Origin of the sequence: Prevotella sp. ne3005, from assembly GCF_900110085.1 — a bacterium.
Lineage (GTDB): Bacteria > Bacteroidota > Bacteroidia > Bacteroidales > Bacteroidaceae > Prevotella.
In genome coordinates, this window is the sequence record NZ_FOCK01000006.1 from 154,695 (window position 1) to 180,700 (window position 26,006).

The 26,006-nt window shown below is 48.1% G+C and carries 33 protein-coding genes and 1 other RNA gene; 20 read left to right on the forward strand and 14 right to left on the reverse strand.

Annotation, left to right across the window (positions count from 1 at the left end; all coding sequences use genetic code 11):
- Positions 1-214: 214 nt before the first annotated feature.
- From BMY16_RS10350 to BMY16_RS10370, 5 genes are all read right to left on the reverse strand, one after another.
- Positions 215-673 (reverse strand): DUF5675 family protein, encoded by a 459-nt coding sequence (locus BMY16_RS10350; RefSeq protein ID WP_091842239.1) that lies wholly within the window; start codon positions 671-673, stop codon positions 215-217.
- Positions 674-701: 28 nt separating this feature from the next.
- Positions 702-3,002 (reverse strand): YfjI family protein, encoded by a 2,301-nt coding sequence (locus BMY16_RS10355; protein WP_091842241.1) that lies wholly within the window; start codon positions 3,000-3,002, stop codon positions 702-704.
- A complete protein-coding gene (locus tag BMY16_RS10360) occupies positions 2,993-3,439 on the reverse strand; it encodes a hypothetical protein (RefSeq protein ID WP_139207202.1) in 447 nt (148 codons plus the stop codon). The genes BMY16_RS10355 and BMY16_RS10360 overlap by 10 nt, the downstream gene beginning before the upstream one ends.
- Before the next feature lie 103 nt (positions 3,440-3,542).
- Entirely contained in the window at positions 3,543-3,758 is a 216-nt protein-coding gene (locus BMY16_RS10365; protein WP_091842244.1) for a hypothetical protein, read from the reverse strand.
- Between the two features lie 117 nt (positions 3,759-3,875).
- The gene (locus BMY16_RS10370; protein WP_139207203.1) at positions 3,876-5,489 is read right to left on the reverse strand and encodes an HIRAN domain-containing protein; all 1,614 of its coding nucleotides are present in this window, start codon (positions 5,487-5,489) and stop codon (positions 3,876-3,878) included.
- 512 nt (positions 5,490-6,001) lie between these two features.
- Here BMY16_RS10370 and BMY16_RS10375 point away from each other — a divergent pair.
- The 7 genes from BMY16_RS10375 to BMY16_RS10400 all read left to right on the forward strand — a co-directional run bounded on the left by BMY16_RS10375 (position 6,002) and on the right by BMY16_RS10400 (position 10,459).
- A complete protein-coding gene (locus BMY16_RS10375; protein ID WP_139207204.1) occupies positions 6,002-6,487 on the forward strand; it encodes an HU family DNA-binding protein in 486 nt (161 codons plus the stop codon).
- Positions 6,488-6,554: 67 nt separating this feature from the next.
- The gene (locus BMY16_RS15545; RefSeq protein WP_170836056.1) at positions 6,555-6,668 is read left to right on the forward strand and encodes a smalltalk protein; all 114 of its coding nucleotides are present in this window, start codon (positions 6,555-6,557) and stop codon (positions 6,666-6,668) included.
- Between the two features lie 173 nt (positions 6,669-6,841).
- The gene (locus BMY16_RS10380; protein WP_091842460.1) at positions 6,842-7,216 is read left to right on the forward strand and encodes an A1S_2505 family phage non-structural protein; all 375 of its coding nucleotides are present in this window, start codon (positions 6,842-6,844) and stop codon (positions 7,214-7,216) included.
- A gap of 5 nt (positions 7,217-7,221) precedes the next feature.
- Positions 7,222-8,016, forward strand: coding sequence for an ADP-ribosylglycohydrolase family protein (locus tag BMY16_RS10385; protein ID WP_091842247.1), 795 nt, complete (start codon positions 7,222-7,224; stop codon positions 8,014-8,016).
- Positions 8,010-8,402 carry a Sir2 family NAD-dependent protein deacetylase gene (locus BMY16_RS10390; RefSeq protein ID WP_091842248.1) on the forward strand — a complete coding sequence of 131 codons (393 nt, stop codon included), beginning with the start codon at positions 8,010-8,012 and terminating at the stop codon, positions 8,400-8,402. The genes BMY16_RS10385 and BMY16_RS10390 overlap by 7 nt, the downstream gene beginning before the upstream one ends.
- Before the next feature lie 73 nt (positions 8,403-8,475).
- Positions 8,476-9,828 carry an ATP-binding protein gene (locus BMY16_RS10395; protein ID WP_091842250.1) on the forward strand — a complete coding sequence of 451 codons (1,353 nt, stop codon included), beginning with the start codon at positions 8,476-8,478 and terminating at the stop codon, positions 9,826-9,828.
- A gap of 37 nt (positions 9,829-9,865) precedes the next feature.
- Positions 9,866-10,459 (forward strand): NUDIX domain-containing protein, encoded by a 594-nt coding sequence (locus BMY16_RS10400; protein ID WP_091842251.1) that lies wholly within the window; start codon positions 9,866-9,868, stop codon positions 10,457-10,459.
- Between the two features lie 27 nt (positions 10,460-10,486).
- On the opposite strand, the gene BMY16_RS10405 is transcribed toward BMY16_RS10400, so the two are convergent.
- On the reverse strand, positions 10,487-10,915 hold the full coding sequence (locus tag BMY16_RS10405) for an acyl-CoA thioesterase (protein WP_091842461.1): 429 nt from the start codon (positions 10,913-10,915) through the stop codon (positions 10,487-10,489).
- A gap of 146 nt (positions 10,916-11,061) precedes the next feature.
- Positions 11,062-11,709: a vWA domain-containing protein gene (locus BMY16_RS10410; protein WP_091842253.1), complete on the reverse strand. Its 648-nt coding sequence runs from the start codon at positions 11,707-11,709 to the stop codon at positions 11,062-11,064.
- A gap of 860 nt (positions 11,710-12,569) precedes the next feature.
- On the opposite strand from BMY16_RS10410, the gene BMY16_RS10415 reads away from it, so the two are divergent.
- Positions 12,570-12,941, forward strand: coding sequence for an A1S_2505 family phage non-structural protein (locus BMY16_RS10415; RefSeq protein ID WP_091842463.1), 372 nt, complete (start codon positions 12,570-12,572; stop codon positions 12,939-12,941).
- Positions 12,942-13,103: 162 nt separating this feature from the next.
- Here BMY16_RS10415 and BMY16_RS10420 read toward each other — a convergent pair whose 3' ends face one another.
- The 4 genes from BMY16_RS10420 to BMY16_RS10435 form a co-directional block, all read right to left on the reverse strand.
- Complete coding sequence (locus BMY16_RS10420; RefSeq protein WP_244513026.1) at positions 13,104-15,005, reverse strand: hypothetical protein; 1,902 nt, start codon at positions 15,003-15,005, stop codon at positions 13,104-13,106.
- 136 nt (positions 15,006-15,141) lie between these two features.
- Entirely contained in the window at positions 15,142-15,753 is a 612-nt protein-coding gene (locus tag BMY16_RS10425) for a hypothetical protein (protein WP_139207205.1), read from the reverse strand.
- Between the two features lie 199 nt (positions 15,754-15,952).
- Complete coding sequence (locus tag BMY16_RS10430) at positions 15,953-16,282, reverse strand: hypothetical protein (protein WP_091842256.1); 330 nt, start codon at positions 16,280-16,282, stop codon at positions 15,953-15,955.
- 78 nt (positions 16,283-16,360) lie between these two features.
- Positions 16,361-16,909, reverse strand: a complete 549-nt coding sequence (locus tag BMY16_RS10435) for a hypothetical protein (protein ID WP_091842258.1) — start codon at positions 16,907-16,909, stop codon at positions 16,361-16,363.
- Positions 16,910-17,226: 317 nt separating this feature from the next.
- Here BMY16_RS10435 and BMY16_RS10440 point away from each other — a divergent pair, with 317 nt between their 5' ends.
- Genes BMY16_RS10440 through BMY16_RS10460 form a run of 5 tightly spaced genes read left to right on the forward strand, consistent with a single transcriptional unit; the run spans position 17,227 to position 20,096 of the window.
- Positions 17,227-17,520 (forward strand): redoxin domain-containing protein, encoded by a 294-nt coding sequence (locus BMY16_RS10440; protein WP_244513027.1) that lies wholly within the window; start codon positions 17,227-17,229, stop codon positions 17,518-17,520.
- Positions 17,517-17,756: a hypothetical protein gene (locus tag BMY16_RS10445; RefSeq protein WP_028903413.1), complete on the forward strand. Its 240-nt coding sequence runs from the start codon at positions 17,517-17,519 to the stop codon at positions 17,754-17,756. The genes BMY16_RS10440 and BMY16_RS10445 overlap by 4 nt, the downstream gene beginning before the upstream one ends.
- A 15-nt stretch (positions 17,757-17,771) precedes the next feature.
- The gene (locus tag BMY16_RS10450; protein WP_091842259.1) at positions 17,772-18,176 is read left to right on the forward strand and encodes a ferritin family protein; all 405 of its coding nucleotides are present in this window, start codon (positions 17,772-17,774) and stop codon (positions 18,174-18,176) included.
- A 12-nt stretch (positions 18,177-18,188) separates the two neighbouring features.
- A complete protein-coding gene (locus BMY16_RS10455) occupies positions 18,189-18,911 on the forward strand; it encodes a flavin reductase family protein (protein WP_244513028.1) in 723 nt (240 codons plus the stop codon).
- 9 nt (positions 18,912-18,920) lie between these two features.
- Entirely contained in the window at positions 18,921-20,096 is a 1,176-nt protein-coding gene (locus BMY16_RS10460; protein WP_091842263.1) for an iron-containing alcohol dehydrogenase, read from the forward strand.
- 76 nt (positions 20,097-20,172) lie between these two features.
- On the opposite strand, the gene BMY16_RS10465 is transcribed toward BMY16_RS10460, so the two are convergent.
- Together BMY16_RS10465 and BMY16_RS10470 are read right to left on the reverse strand one after the other, a co-directional pair.
- Positions 20,173-21,021, reverse strand: coding sequence for an MBL fold metallo-hydrolase (locus BMY16_RS10465; protein WP_091842264.1), 849 nt, complete (start codon positions 21,019-21,021; stop codon positions 20,173-20,175).
- Positions 21,022-21,040: 19 nt separating this feature from the next.
- Positions 21,041-21,403 carry an alpha-hydroxy-acid oxidizing protein gene (locus BMY16_RS10470; RefSeq protein WP_091842266.1) on the reverse strand — a complete coding sequence of 121 codons (363 nt, stop codon included), beginning with the start codon at positions 21,401-21,403 and terminating at the stop codon, positions 21,041-21,043.
- Positions 21,404-21,606: 203 nt separating this feature from the next.
- Between BMY16_RS10470 and BMY16_RS10475 the strand changes: the two genes are divergently transcribed.
- The 7 genes from BMY16_RS10475 to BMY16_RS10500 all read left to right on the forward strand — a co-directional run bounded on the left by BMY16_RS10475 (position 21,607) and on the right by BMY16_RS10500 (position 25,075).
- Positions 21,607-22,149 (forward strand): beta-class carbonic anhydrase, encoded by a 543-nt coding sequence (locus tag BMY16_RS10475; RefSeq protein ID WP_091842267.1) that lies wholly within the window; start codon positions 21,607-21,609, stop codon positions 22,147-22,149.
- Between the two features lie 215 nt (positions 22,150-22,364).
- On the forward strand, positions 22,365-23,033 hold the full coding sequence (locus BMY16_RS10480) for an MBL fold metallo-hydrolase (RefSeq protein ID WP_244513029.1): 669 nt from the start codon (positions 22,365-22,367) through the stop codon (positions 23,031-23,033).
- A 43-nt stretch (positions 23,034-23,076) separates the two neighbouring features.
- Complete coding sequence (locus tag BMY16_RS10485; protein WP_091842270.1) at positions 23,077-23,781, forward strand: 4Fe-4S binding protein; 705 nt, start codon at positions 23,077-23,079, stop codon at positions 23,779-23,781.
- Positions 23,782-23,787: 6 nt separating this feature from the next.
- Complete coding sequence (locus BMY16_RS15345; protein ID WP_244513030.1) at positions 23,788-23,946, forward strand: hypothetical protein; 159 nt, start codon at positions 23,788-23,790, stop codon at positions 23,944-23,946.
- 134 nt (positions 23,947-24,080) lie between these two features.
- On the forward strand, positions 24,081-24,398 hold the full coding sequence (locus BMY16_RS10490) for a heavy metal-binding domain-containing protein (RefSeq protein WP_091842272.1): 318 nt from the start codon (positions 24,081-24,083) through the stop codon (positions 24,396-24,398).
- Between the two features lie 9 nt (positions 24,399-24,407).
- The gene (locus tag BMY16_RS10495) at positions 24,408-24,581 is read left to right on the forward strand and encodes a YccF domain-containing protein (RefSeq protein ID WP_091842273.1); all 174 of its coding nucleotides are present in this window, start codon (positions 24,408-24,410) and stop codon (positions 24,579-24,581) included.
- A 5-nt stretch (positions 24,582-24,586) separates the two neighbouring features.
- Positions 24,587-25,075, forward strand: coding sequence for a DUF4112 domain-containing protein (locus BMY16_RS10500; protein ID WP_091842275.1), 489 nt, complete (start codon positions 24,587-24,589; stop codon positions 25,073-25,075).
- A gap of 376 nt (positions 25,076-25,451) precedes the next feature.
- Here the strand turns inward: BMY16_RS10500 and ssrA are convergent.
- Positions 25,452-25,852, reverse strand: a transfer-messenger RNA (tmRNA) gene (gene ssrA / locus BMY16_RS10505).
- Positions 25,853-26,006 lie beyond the last annotated feature (154 nt).

The window sequence follows — 26,006 nt, forward strand, 5'->3', positions numbered from 1 at the left end:
GCAAAAATAGGAAAAATATACGAGAAATGCAAGAAGAATCGGAAATATTGCATCTTTTCTCATTTAACCGTTTACGTTTTATGCGGTTCTTTGAAGATATGGATGACGTTCCCTGCCCCATCGATGGCCTGATAGTCATTCCAGTTTCTGATACGGTTGAAAAAGCCCGGACACGAGACGAGTCATATCCGGGCAATTGAAAAGAAATTGAGAGTTAACGGATGGTGATCCACACGGCTTCACCCCTACCCTTAGCCTCAACGATCTTCTGCTTCAGCCGATGAACCCAGATGCGGCTGTCGACGACTTGGCCTACTATCAGGTTGCGACCTACGAGGATGCAACCTTCTGTGTCTTCTGACGTGTTGCCCGCATGGATGCGGATGCCCTCGAATTTTGGCACTCCGAGCAAGATGGGAAGCCACTGTTTGAACTTGGGCGAGAATGAGATCACCACTGCGTAGCGGCCTTCGGGGATGGCCGAACGGCCTTTCACCTTGTAGGCACCGTTGGCATAGTCGCGCCAAGTGGGTTCCAGTGTGTCGCAGATTTGAAGCCCCTTGGTAAGGGGCTGGCCTAAGCCAGGGTTATTCCCATCGGGTTCTTTTGCAATATACAAATGCCCTATCGTATAGGTCTTACGTTTTGCTATACGTTCTAATATCAGTTCCATAATCTTGAATGTGCTTAATGTTACAAAGTTACTTTGTTACGTTTTTTGTCCAGTGGTGGCGGTCGGTCTTGCTAATCCATCCGTCACGCATCCAACGAGAGATGATCACGCGCATGGCTGTTTCTGAGCAGTAGCCGCGCTTCAAGGCTCGGAGGTCATCGATAGTGAAGGTTGGTGCAAGCTGGTCAAACACAGAGTGATTGGCTCCATATCGCTGGCACTCTTCATGAGCATCAACATATTGATTCTGTAATGCCTCGCCGAATGCTTTTATCTGCTGAGAAAGGCAGTAATCGGCCATCATCAGTGCAAACTCCAGACAGGCCTTCGTTTCCTTATCCCTACCCGATAACAGATGGAAGATGACTCCACAACGGAAGCCGATGACAGCAGCACGCTTACGATAAGTATCCTTTACATGGTCGATGTCCTTTGCTGCCTCTATGCGTTTCTGCTCTACCCACTCTTCGATGGCTTTGCGCAAACGAGGGGTGTCAACCAAACCCGAATACGATCGCAAACGAGTGACTGCCTCTTGGATTCGAGCCTCATCTTCTGTCGAACGACGGCCAAACTTGGGCATCTTCGAGAAGCTGCTGTCTGGCATCTCAGCCACGAGAATTCGGCTAGAAAGACCGTTCTCGATATTATCCGACTTGAAGCACTTCCGCATGGCCCCGTTCGTGCCGAGCATCGTCCAGTTGTAAGCTACTTTCACCACTCCCGACTCTGCGGCATCCGAGTTGTAATCCTGACCCCATTCACCTTTGTCAAAGCTCAGGCGATAGATGTCATATTTCGAACTCCATGAGCCGGCACCGTTCGTTTTTCGGAGCGTATCGAGTTCCTCACCAAACGAGTAGATGGTGTGCCCCTGGGCATTCTTGAAACGCTTCAAGAGGGTTGAACAACTGACCGTCACTGGCACCATTCTTATCAATACCTTCGGGTCTTCAGGAGCTTTTTCGTTGGCCTTGCGGCCTTTCTTGCGCTCCTTCCATTCCTCTTCACGTTTGCGTGCCAGGGCATCTTCCTCGTCGAACTGGCGTTTCCAGACATCAACGGCATTTTTGACAACCGACTTGTTTGAAGCCTGCTCACCTCGGATGATAGACATGAGGCCAAGGTGCTGCAAATTGCCGTCACAATACTGAATCTGCACTTGGTCGGCATAAGCCGCTGCTATCGGCAGAACCCCGCAGAGCACAGGCATGTGCATCGACACTGGCACACCTGCCAGCGATTCTTTCAAACCGATTGGCAGGGCTTTGACATTAACTTTTACGCCAGTCTCAGCAGCCACAGCCTCGGCATCCTCAATTTCATCTGAGGAAATACCCATTTCGAGCGCATTCACTATCTGGTCTATCAGTCGTGAACCCTTGGTTGGCTCTTTGCAGGCTGAATGGATAATGCTCTTCATTTCTGCTTCCGACAGTCCGAATCGAGGCATCACCTCCAGCAACCACTCCTCTGAATTATCACAGATGGCTCGAAGATTAGCAGCCAGTTGGTGCAGCCTTTTATTACGCTCGCCCTCAGCAGGTTCGCCGCCCGTCCTGCGCCAAAATTCGCTGATAAGAGAGGTATAAGCCACGCCCTTGAACTCGCCTGGGTAACGGCCTTCGGTGGCCTCAGCGACACATGTGTCGCCCTCGGGATCATAATAGCTTCCATCCTCCGTACGGCCATCAATCGAGAGTCCTCTATCTGTATAAGCCTTGCGACGCAGTGCAATCTCATCCTCCGAAAGCTGCTGATACCAACCATCGGCACGATAGATTTCAAAATCGGCTGGCGAAATATAGATGAACCTCTCAGGCGTGAAGCACGAAGTGTCACACTCCACTCCAAGCGCCTTACAATATTCACGCTGAGCCTCGGGAACCGTCATACCTATCGGCAGTCGGATATCGATGTGCAGCTTGCGACGGATGGAATAATCCTTGTGCAGCATCAGCCCCTGCCACTGGCCACCAGCCTCGATATCGAGCCGTTCAGACATCTCGTTGGCCTTCTCCACCAACTCTGGGTCATCAATATCAATGCAAGTCTGCCAAGTGAAACTCTCAGCCACGATGTGCTCACGATCACGGTAGTCATCACGGAACTGGGTATAGTGCGGACAGCGGAACGGCAACCACGACTTCAACTTCCTCTGCTCCTCATCATCGGTAGTCGAATTGATACGTTCTGCCATCTGTTTCAGCCGAGGCGACCGAGTCAGTTCGTCGTAGTCTCGGAGCGGGCATTCCTTGATGAATGCCCTTGTCTGCTCCTTGGTCTGACGTGTGTTGAGTGCTATCAATCGCTCCAAAATCATTTCCATATCGTTTCCTCCTTGCGTGTTTTAAAGTAAGACATAATCTCGTCGGCCTCCTCCTCATAGAGCGCCTTGGTCAGTGCCAGCCCATATTTCTTAGGGAACTTGAAGGTGACATAGACGTATTCCTCGTCAATACGGCGTCGACCGTTGTAAGGACGTATCTGCGGACGAGTCATCTTCACCGCTCCATGGGCTGTCTCGTAAAGAGTCTCGTGGAGTGGTCCCTTGCTGCCATCCTTGTAACGCTTCACTCTGGTGCGACCGTCGGCATCCACCTCGATGCCACCACGATAACGTACACGCTCACCGTTAGTCACCTGCTTCTCATCCTCCCACGGGCACGGCACTATCAGCATGTTGCCGTTCAACTGGAAGTTAACACTCGCGTCCATCTGGACTGCGTTGTTCAAAATCTGTTCTTGGAATCTTGTTGTGTTCATTGTTTTCTGAAACTTTAGCGAGATTCGGCAAGTGCTGAAATTGGATCCTTTTCACTCGCGAGACTTCCCGCATCCTGCTGTCGTCTCAGATTAATAATGTTTGTTAGCGGTTAAGAAATGTTACGTAGAAAGGCTGGTCCGCTACTCCTTTGCCTCCTCCTTGTTTGCGCATCCTGCACTGGTTGATCAGCGCCAACTGACGTCGGGCCATCTTGGCCATGTCTGCACAATACCTGTCTTTGTCAATCATTCTCTTATACATATCAATTGTCTTTGCTCCCGCTTCTCTAAGGATAGCCCGCTCACTTATCGGCTGCATATCTCGGAAGACGATGCAAAGGTCGGAAGATTCGGATATAGAAAAAAAGAAAGAAAGTCCGTACAACTTTCTTTCTTCTTACATTGCTGAAATTCAGCCAATTATGTCTTATGTGAATTATTTTCTTTTTTCTTCTATCAGATTATCGATGGCGGATTTCATCACTCTATCTTCCATACTCTTGCTTACAGCATCTCTGACGGAATGGTCTTTATTACCCTCTAAGGCCTCAGCCATCGCCTGATTAGTAGTCTTAGTGCCAAATACACCCTTATTCATCATCAAATGCAGGATGTGGGCTATCAGATTGCGGTTGAAGGTAGTGTTTTGTTGCTTACCTGTTTTCTTTGCTATCGCTTTGACTGCGGGCAATGCCAGAATAGCATCCCATAGTTCATCGTATGTTTTTTCTTTCCAATCGGCAGAAAGCAGACCCTTCACTCTGCCAACATATTCCTTTATGTCCGAAAAGTCCGTATCGATGGCATCAGCCTCACGTGCGTACCTACTTAATATTAACAAGGAAGCATAAACCTCATATAGTTCTTTTCGCGATACACGTTGATAGCCTAAGCCTTCAACCAACTTTTCGTGTATCTTGTAATCTCGAAGATTCAAGTGGGGCATCAACTTAAACCAACCATCCAGTTTGTTCAATTCTTCTTTTAACCCATGACCGCTATTGGCAATGTGGCATTCGAAATCAACAAAAAGGCCGTCCTCTGCCTCAGCCAATCCTTGCAGCTGCTGCAGCTGCTGCTCCATCAGCCTCAGTTTTCTGCGACAATGCCTGTCGGTCATGTCACCTTCGATTTCATGCAGTTGGTCTCTCAACGCTTCCAAATGTCGTTTTGTCTCAGGGGTTACGTCAAGCTGGCATGCAGACCTCAATATGCCCAATATTTGAGCACGCCAAACACAGTCATCATAGCAGATTGAATATGTGGCAAAGGGGAGATAATGCTCAACCATCGTTAGAAACGCCACGATGTTTTCTTCAGTTACCTTCGTCTTTATGATTCTTAGAGCAATCACCTGCAGTGCCTTTTCCTCATCAGTGAAGTCCATTCTCAACTCTTTTTCAAGCGGATTCGGAGGCAGAACACGTTCCCGCTTGATGCTTGTGGCTAATGATTCAGGAGCGTCAGGAATGGTGATAAACATGGTTATCCAACCGTCGTTGCCCGAAACCACAGCATCACACTGCCCATTCTCATCGAGCAGAGCCTTCAGTTCCAGACATCTTGAACTTTTGATATATCCGATATGCTTGGTATAGTCCAAATACACGGCGATGGCATTTTCGTCGTGAGTATTGCTAGGCTCAGCCATCAGTATCAAAGGTGTGCCAGGCTTCAATGCAGTTATAAACTCATGTGCCGCAGTCTTTGCCTCCTCTCTTGGCAGCCCGCGGCCTATCCGATGTGTTATTCCTGTTACTTCGTATTCTGTCATCTCTTTTTTGTTTAGAGTCGCAAAGGTACTAAAAATCCCGCTCAATCCTACATGAACGGGAAATAATCTGTAGTTAAAAATTCTAAAGGTAACAAGACACAAAGGGGTCAGGCACCTGTGTATCCTGTCTGTGATGTCGCAGCGGTAATAAGGAGATATCTTTGATTTCTTGGGGGCAAAGATACAAATAATTTTGAATTGTGTACCATTTTGGCCAACTATTTTTTCAAACGTCACATTGTAACTTTGTAACAATGTAACATTAAGGATTTTCAAATTGCGAATGTAGGGATATAAGAATATATAATAATTATAATTATTATATATTTATTAATTAGTGGTCTGTACATCGGCATGAGCTTAATGTTACAAAGTTACATTGTTACATTGTGACATACACACATTGTGCCCTGTACGAAAGCGGCGAAAAGTAATCTTCGAGGGCCGATATTTACGGCTTCGAGGCCTCGATATTACGGTTCGTTTCAATTCAGCGATTTTGTGCTGAAAATGATGTCAAATAGATGCCCGAAATTTGGAATCGCACGAAAAATGTTGTACCTTTGCAGAGCATTAGGGAAATGCTCTGCGAGTGTGGGCTGCGGCTCAGCATAGCTCGAGCGAGCTCGGCTCTGCGTTCGCCTTGCACCACCCTTGCAGTGTCAAAAGATCTAATGACAAAAGCGGGATTCGGCCACCCGATGTAGCTGGCCGAAATTAAGTCTAATACCTTTAGAGTCCCTTAATAAGGGACGGCTATAATGCAGGGTAAATAAAAATTTAATACTATGGCAAAGATTTTGTATGAAGTAAAACAGAACCAGAACCAGTACAATGCAGGCTACGGCCAGTGGTACGCAAAGGTGAGGGCACTGGAGACGCTGAACACCCGAAAGTTGGCCAACCACATCTCTGAGCACGGCTCAATCTACACCCCCGACGTGGTCTATGGCGTGCTTGAGAAGTTCCGCAGCTGTCTGGTGGAGATGCTCCTAGAGTCGAAGAAGGTGAAGATTGAGGGCCTCGGCACTTTCTACACCACGCTCGAGAACCAGAAGAACGGTGCCAGCAAGAAGGAGGAGTACAATCCCAACAAGCACATGAAGGCGCTGCACATCCGATTCCTGCCCGAGCAGACCACCGAGGAGAACATCTCCAGCCGTGAGTTCATCAAGAAGGCCGAGTTCATCAACGTGGACAGCCTCCTGAAGACCGAGGACGAGAATGGCAGCGGTAATTCTGACTCTGGCGACAGCCCAACCAACGAGCCTTAACCTAACGGGGCTCGCTTCGATAGCGAGGTGAGCCCCAAGTTACTAACACCTTAACACTTATAGCACCATGAAGAAAGAAACTTGGAAGACCGTCCTGCAGGTCATCGTCAGCATCCTCACGGCAGCCTTGACTGCCCTCGGCACTACCTCGTGCATGGGTCACGGCCCAATTATACTCTGACAATGATACGCACTTACTAACGAAAAGGCTGGCAGCACTCAAAGAAGTCGCTGCCAGTTTTTTTGAAGAAGATTTTCGGAAAAAATTAAGTTGAAATGAGATTTTTTTTGTATTTTTGCAGAAAGTATGCACCAAGGTCGTGCGAGGGTATGGATTTCATAAAAGAAGAGGTTATGGAACAGAAAAGAACAACACCAGAGTTTATTACATCGTTGGAGCCGAACGAGATCTTTGTTTTCGGCAGCAATTTGAGAGGTATGCACGGAGGCGGTGCTGCATATATTGCCCACCGCAAGTTCGGAGCCATCATGGGTCAGGGCGTTGGTCTGCAAGGCCAAAGCTATGCCATCCCCACAATGCAGGGCGGAGTAGAAACTATTCGTCCGTATGTGGACGAGTTTATCCAGTTCGCCAAGGAGCACCCTACCCTCACCTTCCTCGTGACTCGCATTGGCTGCGGCATAGCAGGATTTACCGATGATGAAATCTCTCCACTATTTGGAAAGGCACATGAGGTAGAAAACATTGTGTTGCCACCTAATTGGTAATTGAGATGTTAGGAGCAATAATTGGTGATATTGTAGGTAGCCGTTGGGAATTTAACTCAACCAACGACTATAACTTTGAGTGGCTGTCAGATCAAAATGGCTTTACCGATGACACTATTTGTACGGTGGCCGTAGCTGATGCTTTGCTAAATGGGCGAGATTTTGGTGAATCAATTCATGATTGGTGTAACCGCTACCCTCATCCCATGGGAGGTTATGGTGGCAGATTTGCCCAATGGGTTCGCAGTGATACCCCCCAGCCGTATAACTCATTCGGTAACGGCGCGGCAATGCGTCCCAGCCCTGTGGCATACTCGTATAAGTATATTGACGAGGTACTTGCTGCTGCTGCCGAAACAGCCAAGCCATCACATAATCATGATGAAGGCATCAAAGGTGCTCAGACAGTCGTACTTGCTATCTTCCGTGCGCTGCAATTCGGCAGTGAGGCTTCGCAACATATTAAGGAGATCCTGACAGAATGCGCAGAGTTTGCCAAGTATAACATTAATATCAAGAAGGAGAATGTCATCAACAAGTTTGATGAGACATGCCAGGGAACTGTTCCTGTGGCTCTATGGATTATAGGACAAAGCACATCGTTTGAGGATGCTGTCAGAAAAGCTGTTGCTCTTGGTGCTGATGCCGATACCTTGGGAGCCATTGTTGGAAGCATCGCTGAAGCAATTTGGGGAATACCCAGAGAAATGAAGCTGCAAGCATTGGAATATCTTCCGTCAGATATGAAGGAAGTGGTAACACGTTTTTATAGTCGTTATATCAAGGATGGACTATGGTAAGACAACATATAGTATTTCTGACAGGTGCGGGCGTTAGTGCTGAAAGCGGATTGAGTACATTCCGTGGCAAGGATGGTATGTGGACTAACGAAGAGTGGGTTCACTTGGCAAGTACGGATGCACTCTATAATGAAACGCAGAAGTGTCTCGACTTCTATAACTGGAGGCGAAAGCAACTGTCAGAAGTAGAGCCGAATGAGGCTCACAAGATGATTGCAGAATTGGAAAAAGAGCATAAAGTAACGGTCATCACGCAGAATGTGGATAATCTGCATGAACGCGCTGGCTCTACTGAGGTGATTCACCTGCATGGCGAATTGAGAATAATGACGAAGAAGGTTGGAACTAAGGTATGCCTAATACGTAAAGAAATACTAAAAATGTGATTTTTCTTTTAAGAAATAGTCGAAAAATGTGATTTATTTCTTAAATTTGCAGTCGAAAATGTGATTTTGCGATATGAAATTGCTTAAAAGAAAGATTGACAGATATCTTTTGGATTGGAAAAACAACCCAAAAAGGAAGCCGCTGATAGTGAAGGGTGCCCGACAGATTGGCAAGACGGAGAGCATCAGGGCATTCGCAAAGGCCAACTACGAGTCGGTCATCGAGATTAACTTTGTGCTACAGAAGAAATTCAGGGCTATCTTTGACGCTGGCTACGAGGTAGAGACCATCATCAAGAACATCTCGCTGATGGAGCCAACGTGGCGGTTTATCCCACAGAAGACGCTGATATTCTTCGACGAACTGCAGAAGTGTCCCGATTGCGCCACCTCGTTGAAGTCGTTCTGCCAGGACGGAAGGTACGACGTCATCTGTAGTGGCTCGCTGATGGGCATCTATTATGAGGAAATAGAAAGCAACGCTGTGGGCTTTAAGGATGACTTCGACATGTTCTCGATGGACTTCGAGGAGTTTCTTTGGGCCAAGGGCTATCAGCCAAAACAGATTGAAGATATGTACCGCCACATGGTGGAGCTGAAGCCATTTTCACAACTGGAGATGGACACCATTATGGATGTGTTCCGCGACTATATGAGCCTGGGCGGGATGCCGGAAGTGGTGAAGATGTACATCGACAACGGCCACTTCGGAGGCACCTTGGAACTGCAACGGCAACTGCTGAAGGACTACGAGGAGGACATCACGAAGTACGCCAAGCAGACGGACAAAGCAAAGCTGTTGGCCGTCTATAGCCACATCTCCACCTTCCTGGCGAAAGACAACAAGAAGTACCAGATCACGAAGATTGCCAAGGGCGCGAGGAACCGGGAATATGTGGGTGCCGTCGATTGGCTGAAGGAAGCGGGTGTCATCAATGTGTGCTACTGTCTGAACAACGTGGAGCTGCCGCTGAAGGGCAACTACATGGCCGACTACTACAAGTTGTATTATCACGACACGGGCCTGCTCATAGCATCATTAGACGAGGAGGCACAGGAAGACCTGCGTGCCAACAAGAACTTCGGTACCTACAAGGGGGCAATATACGAAAACATTGTCGGTGAGATGCTGCGCAAGTCGGGCTACGAGCAGTTGTATTTCTACAAGCGCGAGAATCCCGCACTGGAAATGGACTTTTTTGTTCGTGATGCCAATTCGTTGATACCGGTGGAGGTGAAGGCAAAGGACAACGCCACGGCCTCGCTGAACAATCTCATTAAGTGGGATTCCTATTCCGACGTGAAGTACGGCATCAAACTGGGCTACAAGAACATCGGGTGGAACGGGCAGTTTTACACTTTCCCGTATTTCCTCACCTTCCTGCTGAAGCGGTTTTTGAAAGAACGAGAGAATGGTAACGAATAAAGCAACTGTAAGGAGTTAGTAGATAAACTTGTAAAATATGGCATACACATATAAATATCCAAGACCTGCAGTTACAGCAGACTGCATCGTGATAACGAGGGAGGCAGAGCCGAAGGTGCTACTGATTCAGAGAGGGGATGAACCTTTCAAGGGCGGCTGGGCATTTCCAGGTGGTTTTATGAATATGGACGAGACTACAGAGCTGTGCGCCATTAGAGAGCTAGAGGAAGAGACAGGGCTTCGAGTATCGGATGTGCATCAGATTGGAGCATATTCCAAGGTTGATCGTGACCCAAGGGGAAGAACCATTACTGTTGCTTATCTGGCCATCATCGATGAGCCTATTGCTGTCACTGGTCAGGATGATGCCGCCAAAGCTGAATGGTGGCCACTGTCGGACTTCTTGGACAAGCCAAGCGGCATAGCCGAGCGGCCCCATCTAGCATTCGACCATTATGACATCATGCAGGATGCTATCAGGCTTTATGCTCAGGTTGTGGAAGAAAGTGAGAAAACACAGCATGACCGGTTTAAGGAGCAGAAGGAAAGAATGCATGAGCTATCCAAACAGATACGTGAGCAATGTGCCCACGTACAGGATTTGTGCAGCAATTTCACTAAGAAGCAATAAAGTCATTGGAAAAAGTGTAATATACTTCTATAGAATACCATCATAGTCTCTGATGGCTTGGCGCCATTCATCGGGAAACGGTATGGACTGCTTTTGCTTCAGGTCATACAGTACCAATATCGACAGGCATCGGCTCTTTACTTCCTGCGTGTCAATGTCAAAGATTTCCTGTTCCAGACGGAAACTCTTGTTGCCTAGGTGTACTGTACGAGTGCGAACGGCAATCCTGTCCTCACCTTTTATCTGGGCAAAAAACTCCACCTCGATTTTCACCACGAAAATAGCATACTGATTCCAGTCAAAGCCTTTACACACGGTAGAGACATAGTCAGTCTTACCAGAGTCATAGAACTGAAAATATATGGTATTGTTCACGTGTCCGAACTTGTCAACGTCGTTGAAACGTATCTGAAGCGGCACCACATTGCGAAACTCATTAATTCTTTCTTCTGTCATCATCATCCTAAATCACAATTGCTGAAATCGGCTGCAAAATTACAAAAGAAACGGCAAAACTTCTAAATTCTGCCGTTTCTTATTTTTGAAAAACGTTTTCTGTCCGCTCCTGCGGATAAACAGAAGCAGACAGAACAAGGAGGAAATCATGATTCTTCATTGAAGAACGAGCCTACAGGCATGGTGGCATCTTCGGCAACACAGCAGTTGTAACGTTCGCGGCTGCGACGTTCGCGAGCGAACATGGCCTTGGTGCCGGCTTCGTCCTGTTGGAACTCCAAGTGCTCGTCGATGGCGAAGGAATGGGCCATGGTCTCTACGTCAAGGTTGTCGGTACCGATGAGCGTGAAGGTCCAACTCTGCTTCTTCAGCTTCTCAATCATCGTGCGGATCATCTTCAGCGTCCATTCCTCGCTGCTGTTCTCCTCGCCGTCGGTAATGATGGTGACGAGTACGTGGTCGCCGTCTTCAATTTGGGCATTGGTCTTGGAAATACCCTTGCCGATGGCATCGTAAAGAGGTGTGCCGCCACCTGGGCAGTAGGCTTTCCAGTCCAAATCCTTAGTCTGTGCAGCGGGCAGGTTGTCGTAATGCCAGGTGGTGTGGCCGCTGTCGAAGGTAAGCAGGGTAACATACTGCTCCTGATCGGGGAATTTCTCCTGCATCTTGCGGACAGTCTGCAGGGTCTCGTTCATGCCTACAAAGGCTTGCTTGCGGATAACTTCCATAGAACCGCTCTCATCGACAATAATCAGGTTGTGGACTCTCTTAGTCTTAACATCATTCGTTTGCATAATCGTCACATTTTAAATGGTGAATACTTCTTTTTTGACTAGTCTTTATCTCTTTAAAGAAGAATTTGCAGAAAAATTAAGCGATGAAGCGATTTTTTTGTAATTTTGCCAAAAATTATCGAGTTATGTACTATCAGCGACTGTCAGACGAAGAGATTCTGAGCGGTTTCCGCGAGGGCGATGCCGACATTATCCGTGAGTATTTCTACGGATATTGTCAGGCTGGCTATTATATCTTTGACCAGCGTTATCAGCTGAGTGAGAAGGAGAATCTGGATTTTATGTCACTGGCTCATCAGTATGCCATATACTTGATGGAGCATGACTGGAAGCCGCTGGAGGATCACTCACCGAATGTCAGTCTGAAGACCTGGCTCATCAACGGGTTCCGATATGTGGTGCTCGACGCGCTGAAATGGTACAAGAAAGAGTATGGCAGCATCACGTTTGAGGATTATCTGCGATCGTTTGACGTGACGAGCGATTTGCGGCTGCAGTTCAATCGGATGGTGGAAGATGTCTGCGACCATGCGCCACTTGACAGACAGGAGAGACTACTTATCGACATGCTGCTGTTACGTGGCTTCAAGGGAAAAGAGATTGCAGCTCAAATGGGGATGACTCCATCGGCCATCTCGCAGAAATACAAGAAACTGAAGGAAGAAATCATCATACCATATTTCAAGAAGAATTTCGACATGGACTTGGATATGGTGGAGGTGATGGACGAGAGGGCAATTCTCAGTCGCGAGGCTATGATGGGAGAGGCTTCAATGCCAGCACCCACAATGCCAGGCTCTTTGGCAGATATGTATGCACCAAGGTCGTGCGAGGATATGGATTTCATAAAAGAAGAGGTTATGGAGAAAAGAACAACACCAGAGTTTATTACATCGTTGGAGCCGAACGAGATATTTGTGTTCGGCAGCAATCTTAAAGGTATGCACGGCGGTGGTGCGGCCTATATCGCCTACCGCAAGTTCGGAGCCATCATGGGACAGGGCGTTGGTCTGCAAGGCCAAAGCTATGCCATCCCAACCATGCAGGGCGGAGTAGAAACTATTCGTCCGTATGTGGACGAATTCATCTGGTTTGCCAAGGAGCACCCCGAACTGACCTTCCTCGTGACCCGCATCGGTTGCGGCATAGCCGGATTTACTGATGATGAAATCTCTCCGCTGTTTGAAGAGGCACACGAGGTAGAAAATATTGTGTTGCCACCTAATTGGTGATTACCATCCACGACTTGCCCTCGCTTTACAAGGAGACAAGCGAAGGTGGACTTGCCTTGGAGTATAAAGAGTAATGTAGAATGTGTATTAAGATGAGGAAACTGCATGTGGTTGGCAGGAAAGATTGAATAAGGGGAATAGTCCCTATACATTATAATTGTCTTATTGGGATATTTTCATTTCCTTGCCATCCACGAACAATCGATGGCCGTTGGTTTTAATATGTGAAGCTTCACCTTTGAATGAGGTAATATAGGTGTCGGCAGTCAGTGTCCATGTGCAGTCATCGCCCAGAATGACATTCACCTTCCCCGTTTCTGTTGATACGATTTTGCCAGCTGCGTTGGTGATGTTGCCGCAGATGCAGCCGATAAAAGTGGAACCGTCGGATAATGTCAGAGTCAACTCGGAGTCGCTGCCTACAAGGATGGTACCGTCTAACTGTTGATGGCTTGCGGTGAGGGTTGCCTTGTTGCCGGCTCCCTGCCAGCCGTCGGCACAAACTGACAACAGCACATTTGCCGCATCTTCATTCTTCAGTGTGACACCATTCAGGGTGATGATGGCATTGGTATTGGTCACATGGAACAGATGACCTTGCTTGTTTGTCAGCGAACCGCCGTTCATCGTGAAGTGGGAGTTGCCGCTGTCGGCATCGCCTGAGAACGACTGATAGATCATGATGGCATCGAGGAACTGAGCATGACCATTGCGCTGCGTGTTGCTGACGGTCATCTGGCAGTTGTTCAGTGTGATGCTGTTCTTGCCCTCGATGCAGACACCTTCTGACTTGTTAGAGGTGAGTGTGGCATCCGATACCGTCACATCGGCTGTGGAATAGATAACGGGGGAGCCAAGTCCGTTGCTGGTGTAGCTGCCGCCATCAACGGTGACTATGCCGCCACCACGATCTGTACGAATGGGAGCTGAAGACCTTCCGCTGGTACAGACTGACAGGTTCTTGGCCTTTGTCACGCCACCGCCTGTGGTCATGATGCCGCCAGAACCATCGCCAGTAGTGATAATCTCTGTATCTTCGATGATGACTGTCGTGCCATCGCCCTGAGCGCCGTTTCTGCCACCATTTCCTCCATAAGAGAAGACACCGTTTGCACCCGTGGCATTGCTGGTTATCTTGCCGCCCTTGATGGTAGTTACACTGCCACCTTTTACAAGCATGGCTGCATTCACGCCATAGAAGCTGCAATTGTCGCCACCATCGGAACTGCCTGTCTTGCTGATGGTGGGTTGAGAGAGGGCCACTGCCTCCTTGGTGGATATCAGCAGCGCATTCTCATCGGTCTTGCTGCTCTGATAAGTATGGCTGTCCTCTGTTGAGCCAGTCTTCAGCTCCGTGGCTCCTTTATAGGTGATGTTCGTATTGCGAGAGCCAGGCCCTCCAGGTCTGCCCATACCGTTAGGAGCACCTTGGTCACTCAGTAAGTCCTGCTGCCCTCCCATCAGATGCTCGGCTCCGCCGCTTGCACCAAGCAAGAATTCTCGGATCCGGCGTTGTGAAGCAAACTGGGGTTTCAATTTCAGATATCCTTCGTACTGTTCATCGGAGAGTATCTTCTTAATCTTCTCATCATATTTCGCCTGTTGCTTGTCGTAGTCGTAGCTGTTCTGCTCTTTAGGAGCACCCTGAGGCATACCACCACGCGGCCCACCTTGCATACCAACGCCATGGCCTCCCATGCCGCCTCCAGGCATGCCTCCACCGAAGCCACCTCCACGGCCACCCATACCACCAGGCATACCACCGCCTCCGCTGGGTCGGCCAGTTGGGTGATTGCCATTTTGCGGACGCTGCCCTTGCGGACGTTCCATTTGCTGTCCCTCAATCAACGTCTTGTACTTCTTGTTCAGCTTCGTCACCTTCTTCGCCTGTTTCTCGTCCAGCTGCAGTTCGCTGACCATCTTCTCCGTCATCTGTTCATACGTCATACGTTGTACTTTTGCAGGTCTGCTCATCTGGGTTGCCTGCTCATTATCCTGTGCCATTGCTCCTGCCGGAATCAGCAGGGCCAATAGCAGCAACATCTTTCTTGTCTGTTTCATCATACTTGTTTTTTTGAATTTGCGGAGCAAAGGTACGGAGATACCTTTATTCTGCCAAAACTATTCAACGAATCGGCCAATTCATAGCATAAACGCACATACACATCACTCAGGGTTCTGCCGAAAAGATTGCAAACGTTCAGTAGCTGAATCCGTGACCGTTCCACTTCAGCGTCTTCTGTGTCTTCTTGCCATCTTCATGCCACGTCGTGACGATGATGTCCTTCCCCGTACGAGGCAGGGCATAGGATTTATTGAAATATTCCACGTCGAAGCCAGGCGATTCACACCAGCTCATCTTCTTCGTGGCATTATCGTAGCGATAAAAGCTGAGAACGTCGTATTGCCCCATCATAGGTTTTCCATTCTCGAAACTCCATCTGTTACAGGCAAACAATTTGTGTTTTCCGTCGGCTTCGTTCCAGTAGCACATCTCTATCCTGCCGAGGTGTTCAATATATTTATGCTCATAGACGAGGAAGCCGTTCTTCTGGTCGATGGTAAGTGTTCTGTTTGCTTCGAGTGGCAATCCCTTGGCTTGACACTTGATGGCGTCTTGCAAGTTCTCGTACAGAGACATTCCCTCTTCATCACACTCTTCAGCCTCAGAAATGAGAGAGGTGATATAGGCCAAGGCAAAGTCTTTGATAGTAGGTTTCGCTCCCTGATAGTTTACACGGAAGCCATCTTCCTGTGCCACTATGGCCAGCGTACAACAGGCAAAAATGATTGTTAATGATAGTCTTTTCATATGATAACTTTTAATCTTCCATAGGATCGTCACCAAAGAATGCTCCTTTACGGGTCTTGATAAGTTCAAGCTTGTTGCCGTCAGTCCACTTATAGGTATCGTACGTCCTCTCGTTGGCATCGCTGCGATAGTTGGCTGTGACGGTCTGGTCTTCAGGATGGACCTCGGGGTTGAGCAGATCTTTCCACTCTTACTTGGATTATTCTCTTACCTTCCCTCCAACCTCACGGAGGAACTTTCCATCGAGGGAATAGGCCTTGTTCACCGAATAGCGGCCATCATCGTCGTAACCATAGGAAGCTGCCACGATTTCCTTCTTTTCCCAGTCAAGACTCATCACGCCCTCTGTAGAAGGCAGTTGTATAGCCGTACCTTGATAGGGATCGATGATGTAAGTCCAGATATTGCGCCCGTCGGGACAGCCTTCAACAATCACCTTGCTCACATCACCTGGGGCTATCATGGCCTTATCGGCAGCTGCGATCTGAGTAAGAGCGACACTAACACCATCGGCATCCTTGCCACTCATCTTATTCCACAGAGCTTCCGCCTTTGGATTAGTGGCGCAGACCTTGATGACCGTACCAGAACATTACAATTATTCTCCTCAGAAGCCCAAGAACTCTTTAATGCGAGGGTCACGCTCAAGATCTGCCCTGCCCACGTAGAAAGAGCCGGGGGTAGCCAGATCGAGATACTTGTCAAGAAACTCTTCCCAACTCAGCTTGAAATAGGAGGCAGGAATAAATACCGTCTTTGACCCGCCTGCCGAGCGGTTGCCAGCCGTTACATAAACCGAATAGCCGCCCTTCTCATGCTTCTGAATCTGATAGCACTCCAGAAACCAGTCGCCGCTGCATCGGTTGGAGGCTTCCACATCGATGCGTTCCTTCACGGGATTGGCTTTTTCCAGTTCCCAGTCATGGTCTTTGGTCAGCCTACGGATAAACTCTTCACAGCCCACATTGAGAATGTCTGGACTACAAAACGAGTAATACCTGACATACTGATAGTCATCCCCCACTTTCTCGATACCGTAACAGGTGTGCTCCGCTATCATGTCCCTTGTTGCCCAAGGGAAATCTGCCTTCATCTGCTCGAACGCCTTGTCGATATAGGCATTCAAATCATAGCCGTATGGAAACTTCTCGCTCATAACATTTTGGTTTATAGTTTTACACCGCTGCAAAATTAGGAAAAAATTGCAAGAAAAACAAGAAGAATTTGAAATAATGCATCTTTTTTCAATAGACAGAAGACATATCGTTCGCGATATTTTGTTAAACTCTCTTAAAGTTTCAGATAAATCGCTTGCGATACAAACTATTATCCTTACCTTTGCATCGCAAACGACAGAAATATTTAGAGTCCCTTGATAAGGGACGGCTATCGCTCGGCATCCCGCAGGGTGACGCTTGCTACCATCGGGACGCAAGAATGCAGGGATTCAATATTAATAAATATAAGTAATGTATGCAAAAGATTTATGATTTCAAGGCTTTTTCAAGCAAAGGTAAGGAGATTGATTTCTCACAGTTTCAGGGTAAGGTATTGCTGATTGTTAACACAGCCAGCAAGTGTGGATTCACCCCTCAGTTTGCAGGACTGGAGGAGCTGAACCAGAAGTATAAGGACAAGGGGCTCGTCATCATCGGCTTCCCCTGCAACCGGTACTCATCTTCCTCGCCCTTTGGTCAACAGGTGGCTGGAAGTATTGCAAGAAACTCTGTAACATCTGGAGAAAATAGTAACTTCGAATGGGTATGAAGATCAAAGAGTGGCTGCAATCCCTTTCATTCAGGACTGGTGTCATCGTCCTGATGTGCTGCATACCCTTCTATATCCTGTCCTTCGCCCAGATGCTACTGCCCATCAGTACAACAGCAAAAGGTGTGCTTTGGGCTGTGCTCTTCGGACTGGCCAAGACCTGCCAGTATGGAGGTCTGACGATCCTAGGCGTTGAAGGCTATAAACGGCTACGGAATAAATTCAGAAAGCAATAAATAAGACAGTACAATATGATTTACGGACTTACAAAAGGAACAGATTTTGAGAAATTATGCGACGGAGCCGCCAAGGCTGAAGCCGCAGGAGTGATGACGTACTATGCCCTGGCACGTATGGCAAAGGAGCAAGGCTATCCCGAAGAGGTCTCAAAGACCTTCATAGAGATGGCCAATCAGGAGGCCGTCCATGCAGGATTCTATGCTACGCTCACCGGCAAGTATAATGCCGACATCTGGCAGATTGCAGAGAACTTTGCAGCCGGAGAGGAAAAGGGAGAGGAACAGGTAAACCAGTTTGCCCAGGCATTCCGGGCTGCAGGCATGAACGAGGCTGCCGATGAGATGGAGGTCTTTGCCAAACAGGAAGGCCATCATGGTGCCACCCTGCGGGCTATGATCGAAAAATACAAGAAATAAAAGAATAAAGGTATGAAGAAATTTATGAAATCATCAGCCCTCGTGCTGACAGGCGCACTGCTCATAGCCGCCTGTGGAAACAAGGAGCAGAAGAGTGAGGCAAACGTCAACGAGAACCCCACTCAGGAGAAAATTGAGGTAAAGGCCGTTGAGGGCCGCAAGAATTTCAGCGACAAGGCCGTTATCACACCGTTGCCCGCCATCATGATCGCCACATGGGACGAAAACAAGAATCCCGACGTGATGATGGCAGCTTGGGGAGGCCAATGCGGACCCAAACACATCACCTTCGAACTCTCGAAGCACAAGACCACGGACAATATCCGCCTGAAGCAGGCTTTCACCATCAGTTTTGCCACGAAGAATGACATCGTTCAGAGCGACTACTTCGGCATCGTGTCAGGCAACGACGTGCCTGATAAGGTTGCCAAGGCTGGATTCACCATCACACCAAGTCCCAATGTCGATGCACCTATCATCAACGAGTACAAGCTGACGCTGGAGTGCAAGGTCGTGACCTTCGATGAAGACGAGAACGGTGGTGCCCGTGTCGTCGGCGAGATTGTCAACATGAGTGCTGACGAGAGCATCCTCGATGAGGAGGGTAACATTGACCTCGGCAAGCTTCAGCCCGTCATCTTCGACTCTGCCAAGAACGAATACCGCGTAGTCGGTGAGAAGGTCGGCACGGCTTGGGGTTCAGGCAAGACCATTCAGGAACGTGAAGTTAAATAATCAACAACTATGTTAGGCAACTTTTCATACTATAATCCCACCAAGCTGTATTTTGGTGATGAGTCTTTGAACTTCCTCAAGGACGAACTGAAGAACTATGGCCCCGTCGTGATGCTGAACTACGGCGGCGGAAGTGTGAAACATAACGGCATCTACGATCAGGTGGTAGCCATCCTACGCGAGGCTGGCAAGACCGTCGTTGAGAATCCTGGCGTAATGAGTAATCCCACGCTGGAGAAGCTGAACGAGGGTGTCAAGATAGCCCGTGAGAACAGCATCGACCTGATTCTGGCTCTCGGTGGCGGTAGTGTCTGCGACTATTCAAAGGCTGTGGCAGCATCCGTCTATTATGAGGGCGACTACTGGGATCAGTTCTGGCTGAAGCAGCAACAGCCCGCAGCCGATCAGTGTCTGCTGCCTGTAGCCTGCATCCTGACGATGGCAGGTACTGGCTCGGAGATGAATGCCGGCACGGTGATAACCGACGCAGAGCACACATTCAAGGTTGGCCATGTGTTCGACAACCGACTGATGCCGAAGTTCTCTATTCTGAATCCGAAGTTCACGATGACCGTGCCCGAAGATCAGATGAAGGCTGGCATCTACGACATCATGAACCATATCATGGAGCAGTATTTCAGCGACTTCGATGACAACACCAGCGACTACCTCTCAGAAGGTCTCATGCGCAGTCTGATCACCGCTTCTCGTATCGCCGTCAAGAATCCACAGGACTACGAAGCCCGCTCGAATATCATGTGGACGGCCACTTGGGCACTCAACACGCTCATCGGGCTTGGCAAGCATGAGGACTGGATGGTTCACATGATTGGCCACTCCATCGGTGCCTGGACACATGCGCCTCACGGCTTCTGTCTGGCTTCCGTCTCTATGGCCTATTATCATCGTGCCATGAAGCCCGGTCTGGCCAAGTTCGTGCGCTTTGCCAAGAACGTCTGGGATATCAAGGGCGAGGGAATGACCGACGAGCAGATAGCAGAAGCAGGACTCGAGGCTCTGAAAAACTGGATGCTGGAGATTGGTCTGCCTCTGACCATCAGCGAGCTTGGTGCCACAGAGGATATGATCCCTGGCATCACCGAGGGTACCATCTGCTATCCTGCCGGATATATGGATTTGAAGCCCGAGGATATCACGGAGATACTTCTGGCTTCGATGAAGTGAACTCAGAGCACTCCATTTTGTATAAAACAGGAGAGAGCAGCATCTTTCATAGGGTGCTGCTCCTTTGTTTTGATGATTATTTCATGCCAGATCGGCTACTGAAGTTGATACGGACACCATTGTCATCGACCATCATGTCCATGCCTCCGTTGTTGCCATTGCTGACAGTCGACTGGCGCTCACCATCCAGTATCTCGCGGCACATGTCCTTGATATCGGTAACACGCTGAAGCGTCTCCAGATTGTCACCACTGTAATGACCAGGAAAGAGGAAATGGATGTCGTTCATCTTCATATACCGCTCAATCCGCTCGGCGGTGTACATCTCGGTTGATAGGTTGATGAACACCAGCAGGTTGGTTGAGCCGAAAGCATCACCGCTAAATCCGTAATGACCGGCCTTGTCGAAGAACGTAGTGCTTCCAGCAGTATGACCAGGTGTAAAGATGACCTCTATCTCACGACCACCCAGGTCGATCACTTCCCCGTCGTTGAGATACTTGATCCGTCCCTGATAGTTGCGCATATTATTCGGAACGATAGTCATGTCACCTGCATTCAGATAAACCTCGGGGAAAGCCCCTACTCCACCCACATGGTCACCATGGGCATGGGTCAACATCATCGTGACAGGCTTGGAGGTAATCTTTGCCACGATCTTGTCCAAATCAGGTATGTATGTCCCTGCGTCAATCAGGAGTGCTCGGTCATTACCCTCAACGAGGTAGAGCGATTCATTATAAACCAGATGTCCGTTGCCTATCCATGTATGCTCGTCAATCTGGCGGAATACCACATGATCATCCTGATAAACCACTTTGCCGCGAAGGTCACGACTGTTAATCTCTGTACTCTGAGCCCCAACCGCATACGGCATCAGGCAAAATAGCATGGCTGCAATAATCATGTTAGCTTTCATGTTCATAAATGTTTATTGTTTTTAATTACTGATTGGACAATCTGTCCTTTACATACTGCACACTCACCACATACGCCTCGTCGGTGGTCAGGTGCTCGATGATCATCGGCATGCAGGGATCCTCGGCAGTGGCCAACTGGGCATAGAGATTGATATCCAGAGTACCCTCGCCACAGGCGCACTCCTGTAGTTGGAAGGTGTATTCGGGCTTCAGCAGAATGTCCTTCAGATGACAGCTCACCGATACAGCCTTGGCACCGAGGGCCAGACACTTGTAAGCATCCATGCCACTCTCGATGCCACAATCCACGAATACCGGTACACTGCTACTAACGGCTGACAGAATATCTGGCAATACCATCAGTGGTGGTACTGCATACTGAATCATACCATGCTGCTACAAAGATAGGTATAATCAGTGGATTACAATTATATTTGTAGTCAGATTTAAGTGTTTTTATAAGAAATAACCCGAAAATGAGGTACGACTTTGTGGTCAAATTTCCTAAACTATTTTAATAATTGCTGCAAAAATAGCATATTTGTGGCAAATTAAGTAACTTTGCCCTTAGTTTTAATATGTTTTGTGATATGATAGATCAGATTATCGACTTCAACAAGAGTTTTGTGGCACAGAAAGGCTACGAGAAGTATCTCACTGACAAGTACCCAGACAAGAAACTGGCAGTCCTTTCATGTATGGACACCCGACTGACCGAACTACTCCCTTCAGCCCTCGGGCTGAAGAACGGTGATGCCAAGATTATCAAGAATGCTGGAGGCTTAGTGATTTCTGCTTTCGACTCTGCCATGCGTAGCCTTATCGTAGCTATCTATGAATTAGGTGTGGAGGAAATCATGGTGGTGGCACACTCGCATTGCGGAGCCTGCCACATGAGTTACGACCATTTCCATCATGAGATGATTGCCCGTGGCGTGACGGATGAGACACTCGATACCATCCGCAAGTGTGGCATCGACCTCGACCAGTGGTTAGAGGGTTTTAGGGACACACCGACCTCTGTCCGTAAGACTGTTGAGACCATCAAGACCCATCCACTTGTTCCCAAGGACATCGTGGTTCGTGGGTTTATCATTGATTCAGAGACAGGAGCCTTAGAAGAAATCCAATGAGGAAGATAATAAACCATTGGCTCAAGTGGACTGTATTATCAGATAATCGAAGCGATGACAGCCGTCTCTCTACAGAGCATGGTCTGTCAATCTTTCTGCAAACGACGAACGAGCGAGAGCAATATGATGCTTGCATCAACATTGCCGAGCGAGGAGGAGTTCGACGTAGTCAAACAGTGCGGCACAAGATCCTGCTTGATACTGGAGCAAGCGATGTGTTTATCAGAAACGCAGAGCAGTTGAGCATAGATCTCAGCGATGTGGACTATGTCTTCATTTCTCACGGACACAGCGACCATGCGGGCGGCTTACGGTACTTCTTAGAACATAATCAGAAGGCTCAGGTTATCGTCTCGCCAGATGCCATGAGCGGAAAGTTCTTTTCTAAGCGAGGGAATCTGCATAGTATTACCACGGAATGGCCTGAGATAGACGAAGACAGACTCGTCTTGATAGACCAGACCTGCGAGATTTTGGAAGATCTTCATGCAATTGCTCATATCCCACAGATAAATCCTATGCCCAAGGGAAACAGGAATCTCTATGTTCAGGATGCTGATGGCAATTATATCCACGATGACTTCCGCCACGAACTGGCCCTATATGTTGATGGCCTGCTATTCACGGGCTGTGCTCATAGCGGACTGGAGAATATTCTGTCCGCATGCCCTTGGCCAGTTCATTCAGTTGTAGGTGGTTTCCACTTACTCGACGGACAAGAGACGGATGATGAAATAAAAGCTTTGGCTCAAAGGCTGAAAGCGAAGTATTCTGAAACACAGTTCTACACCAGCCATTGCACAGGTGACAAAGTGTTTGAGGTAATGAAAGACGTGATGGGCGAGCAATTACAGTCTTTTAGATGTGGAACTATTATAGCATAAATGGAATAGAAGGTATTTTATACAACATAAGAAAATAAGAATTATGCAACAGAAAAAGAACTTCCATCATCACTTTGCAACACCAGGATTAAACCTCTATTGGATCATCATCGCGTATATCATCGTCGGATGGTTCTACCCCGTTGTAGGACTCATGGCACTCATTTGTATGATTGGTCCCGTGATGACCAGCATCTGGAAAGGGCGCTGGTGGTGCGGACATGTATGTCCTCGCGGTAACATGTACGACCGTCTGCTGTCGAAATACTCACCCCACAAGCCAATACCGGCATTCGTTCGTACGTTCGGCTTCCGCCTGTTCATGGTGTTCTTTATCTTCAGCATGTTCGGCATCCAGCTTACATTCACCGTTCCTTGGAACGAGGGCGGATTGGCAATGTGGGGTGGTATCGGGCGTGTGTTCTGGACCATTATCGTGGTGACAACCATTGTCGGTATTACGCTCTCATTCATCTATGCGCCACGCACATGGTGCTCGTTCTGTCCGATGGGTACCATCTCCCGCTGGGTGGCTCCTAAGAAGGCACCGCTGCCCAAGGCATTTACGAACATCCACGTATCGAGTGCCTGTCAGATGAAGTGCAAGAGCTGTGCCCGCGTCTGTCCGATGCAACTCACACCCTACGACAGCCGCGGACAGGAAATAGGCTATCTCGATCCAGACTGTCTGAAATGTGGCAAGTGTACTATGGCTTGCCCTACAAAAATTATGACATTGAACCATTAAAACGATATGAATCCCGCTGCCATCCGATTTCTCAACCAACAGCTGGTTGCGCCTCAGTGTAGTGACCCTGTCGAGGTGGTCAACTACATGGGTGCTATTCAGGCACAGGAGTACCGTATGATGCGGTGGGCATCGACCCAAATTCTGCGCCAGATGACTTGCTGAAGAAACTGACACGGAACTCATACGAGATAGTAAAGGACAAATATACGAAGAAATGAACTGAAAATATATCGAAGTTGCAACTTTTCGCCACGATCTAACGTCTAATTAATAGAAACTTTTAAAAGATAACGATTATGATACTCTCAACAACCCCACAGATTGAAGGTCACACCATCCGCGAATACAAGGGTATTGTGACAGGTGAAACCATTATTGGCGCCAACATGTTCAAAGACCTCTTTGCAGGCATCCGCGACATCGTAGGCGGTCGTGCAGGCGCTTACGAGAAGGTGCTTTCCGAAGCAAAAGACACCTCCATGCAGGAGATGATACAGCGTGCTCAGGCTCTTGGAGCCAACGCCATCGTAGGCATCGACATCGACTATGAGACCGTCGGAGCCAACGGCTCAATGCTCATGGTAGCCACCAGCGGAACGGCTGTTGTCATCTAAATCATATTAATGAAGACGTTAGGAAACATCATCTGGGTCATATTCGGAGGCCTGCATATTGCCTTGGAGTATTTCATCGCAGGACTGATACTGATGATAACCATCATCGGCATCCCGTTTGGAAAGATGCACTTCCGACTGGAAAAACTGGCTCTTTCACCTTTTGGTAAGGAGGTTGTATAACCTATATGAACGATGAGAAACGACTGCAACGGCGCCGGCGGCTGATGGACAACAAAGCCTATCAGACGATGCAGGGACTATCCCGCTACATGGATCGCTACTATTTGGATGCGCTCATCGGCGTCATTCCCGGCTGGGGTGATGCCATTGCCCTAATCTGCGTCGTGCCGTTCGTCTATTTCTCATCGAGGGTTATCAAGAGCATTCCCTTGACGCTGGCTGTCATCAACAATGCCCTACGCGATATACTGCTGGGCATGATACCCTTCTTTGTCGGTGACATTATCGACATCTTCCACCGTGCAAACATCCAGAATATGCAGATGATACAGGGATTCGTTGACGGCGATGAAGCAGTTATCAGGCAAGTGAACCAACGTGCCTGGCAGTCAGTCATCGTCCTCATTATCCTACTACTGCTCATAGCAATGATGATATGGGCACTCATCAGTTTCGGCAGCTACCTATATTCATTAATAGCATCCATCTTCTGACCTGTCAATATTTAACCGAGTTAATAAACTGCGCAGCATTTATTCCCAAGGTGGGAACATTTAATTCCCAGGCTGGGAACACTTTGTTCCCAACGTGGGAATAAATGTTAACCTTATTGGAGATTATGAATCACTAACGAATAAGAGATTACCTTTCCTTTTGGTAGAGGTTTAGTAGAGGTAAGGTAGAGGTTTAGTAGACGTTAAATATTATGATTTGAAGTTGTGTCAAGAAATAAGAAAGCAGTTACCAAATTGGGTTAAAGAGAACCCGTTTTGCGTCCCCGAGAGCGTCCCAAAAACGGAAAAAACTGGGGACGCAGGGCACAAAGAAGCCGCTAACTATTTAAAAGTCAGCGGCTTACATTTTGAAAGGTGGTGGAGCTGGAGGGAGTCGAACCCTCGTCCAAACAGGGAAACCATACGCTTTCTACACGCTTATTCCAGACTTCGGTTTTCGAGCGTCAGCAAGACCTGGACCACCAACTGACACCTTAGCTCCTAAATTTTCATCCATGCATCGGAGCCTACACGGACTATTTCCGATTTAACCTGCGCCGCTGGATCTTTGGATTCGGAACAACATCCTCGGAGCGACGTCTCGTTCCATCACCTGGTGACGGAATAAAGCCAGTAATCTACTGTACTTCGATTAGGCAGCGAGAGCGTAACGTGTTTCGCCAATTAATTTTTCCCTGACTCAGATTATGGAGGGAACCAAGAAGCCTCCGCGTGCTTACGTACCATCTCAACCCGCTGTCAAATCCTGTCAACCCCAAGTCTCGAAAGTAGTAGCAAAATGACGCTCGCCTGCGTTTTTCGGGTGCAAAAGTACGAATATTTTTTGAATATGCAAGGTTTTTAATAAATATTTTGTATTTTTGCAGCCGCTTTATAATAAAAACGCGCGCGAAGCGTTATTATTGTGATT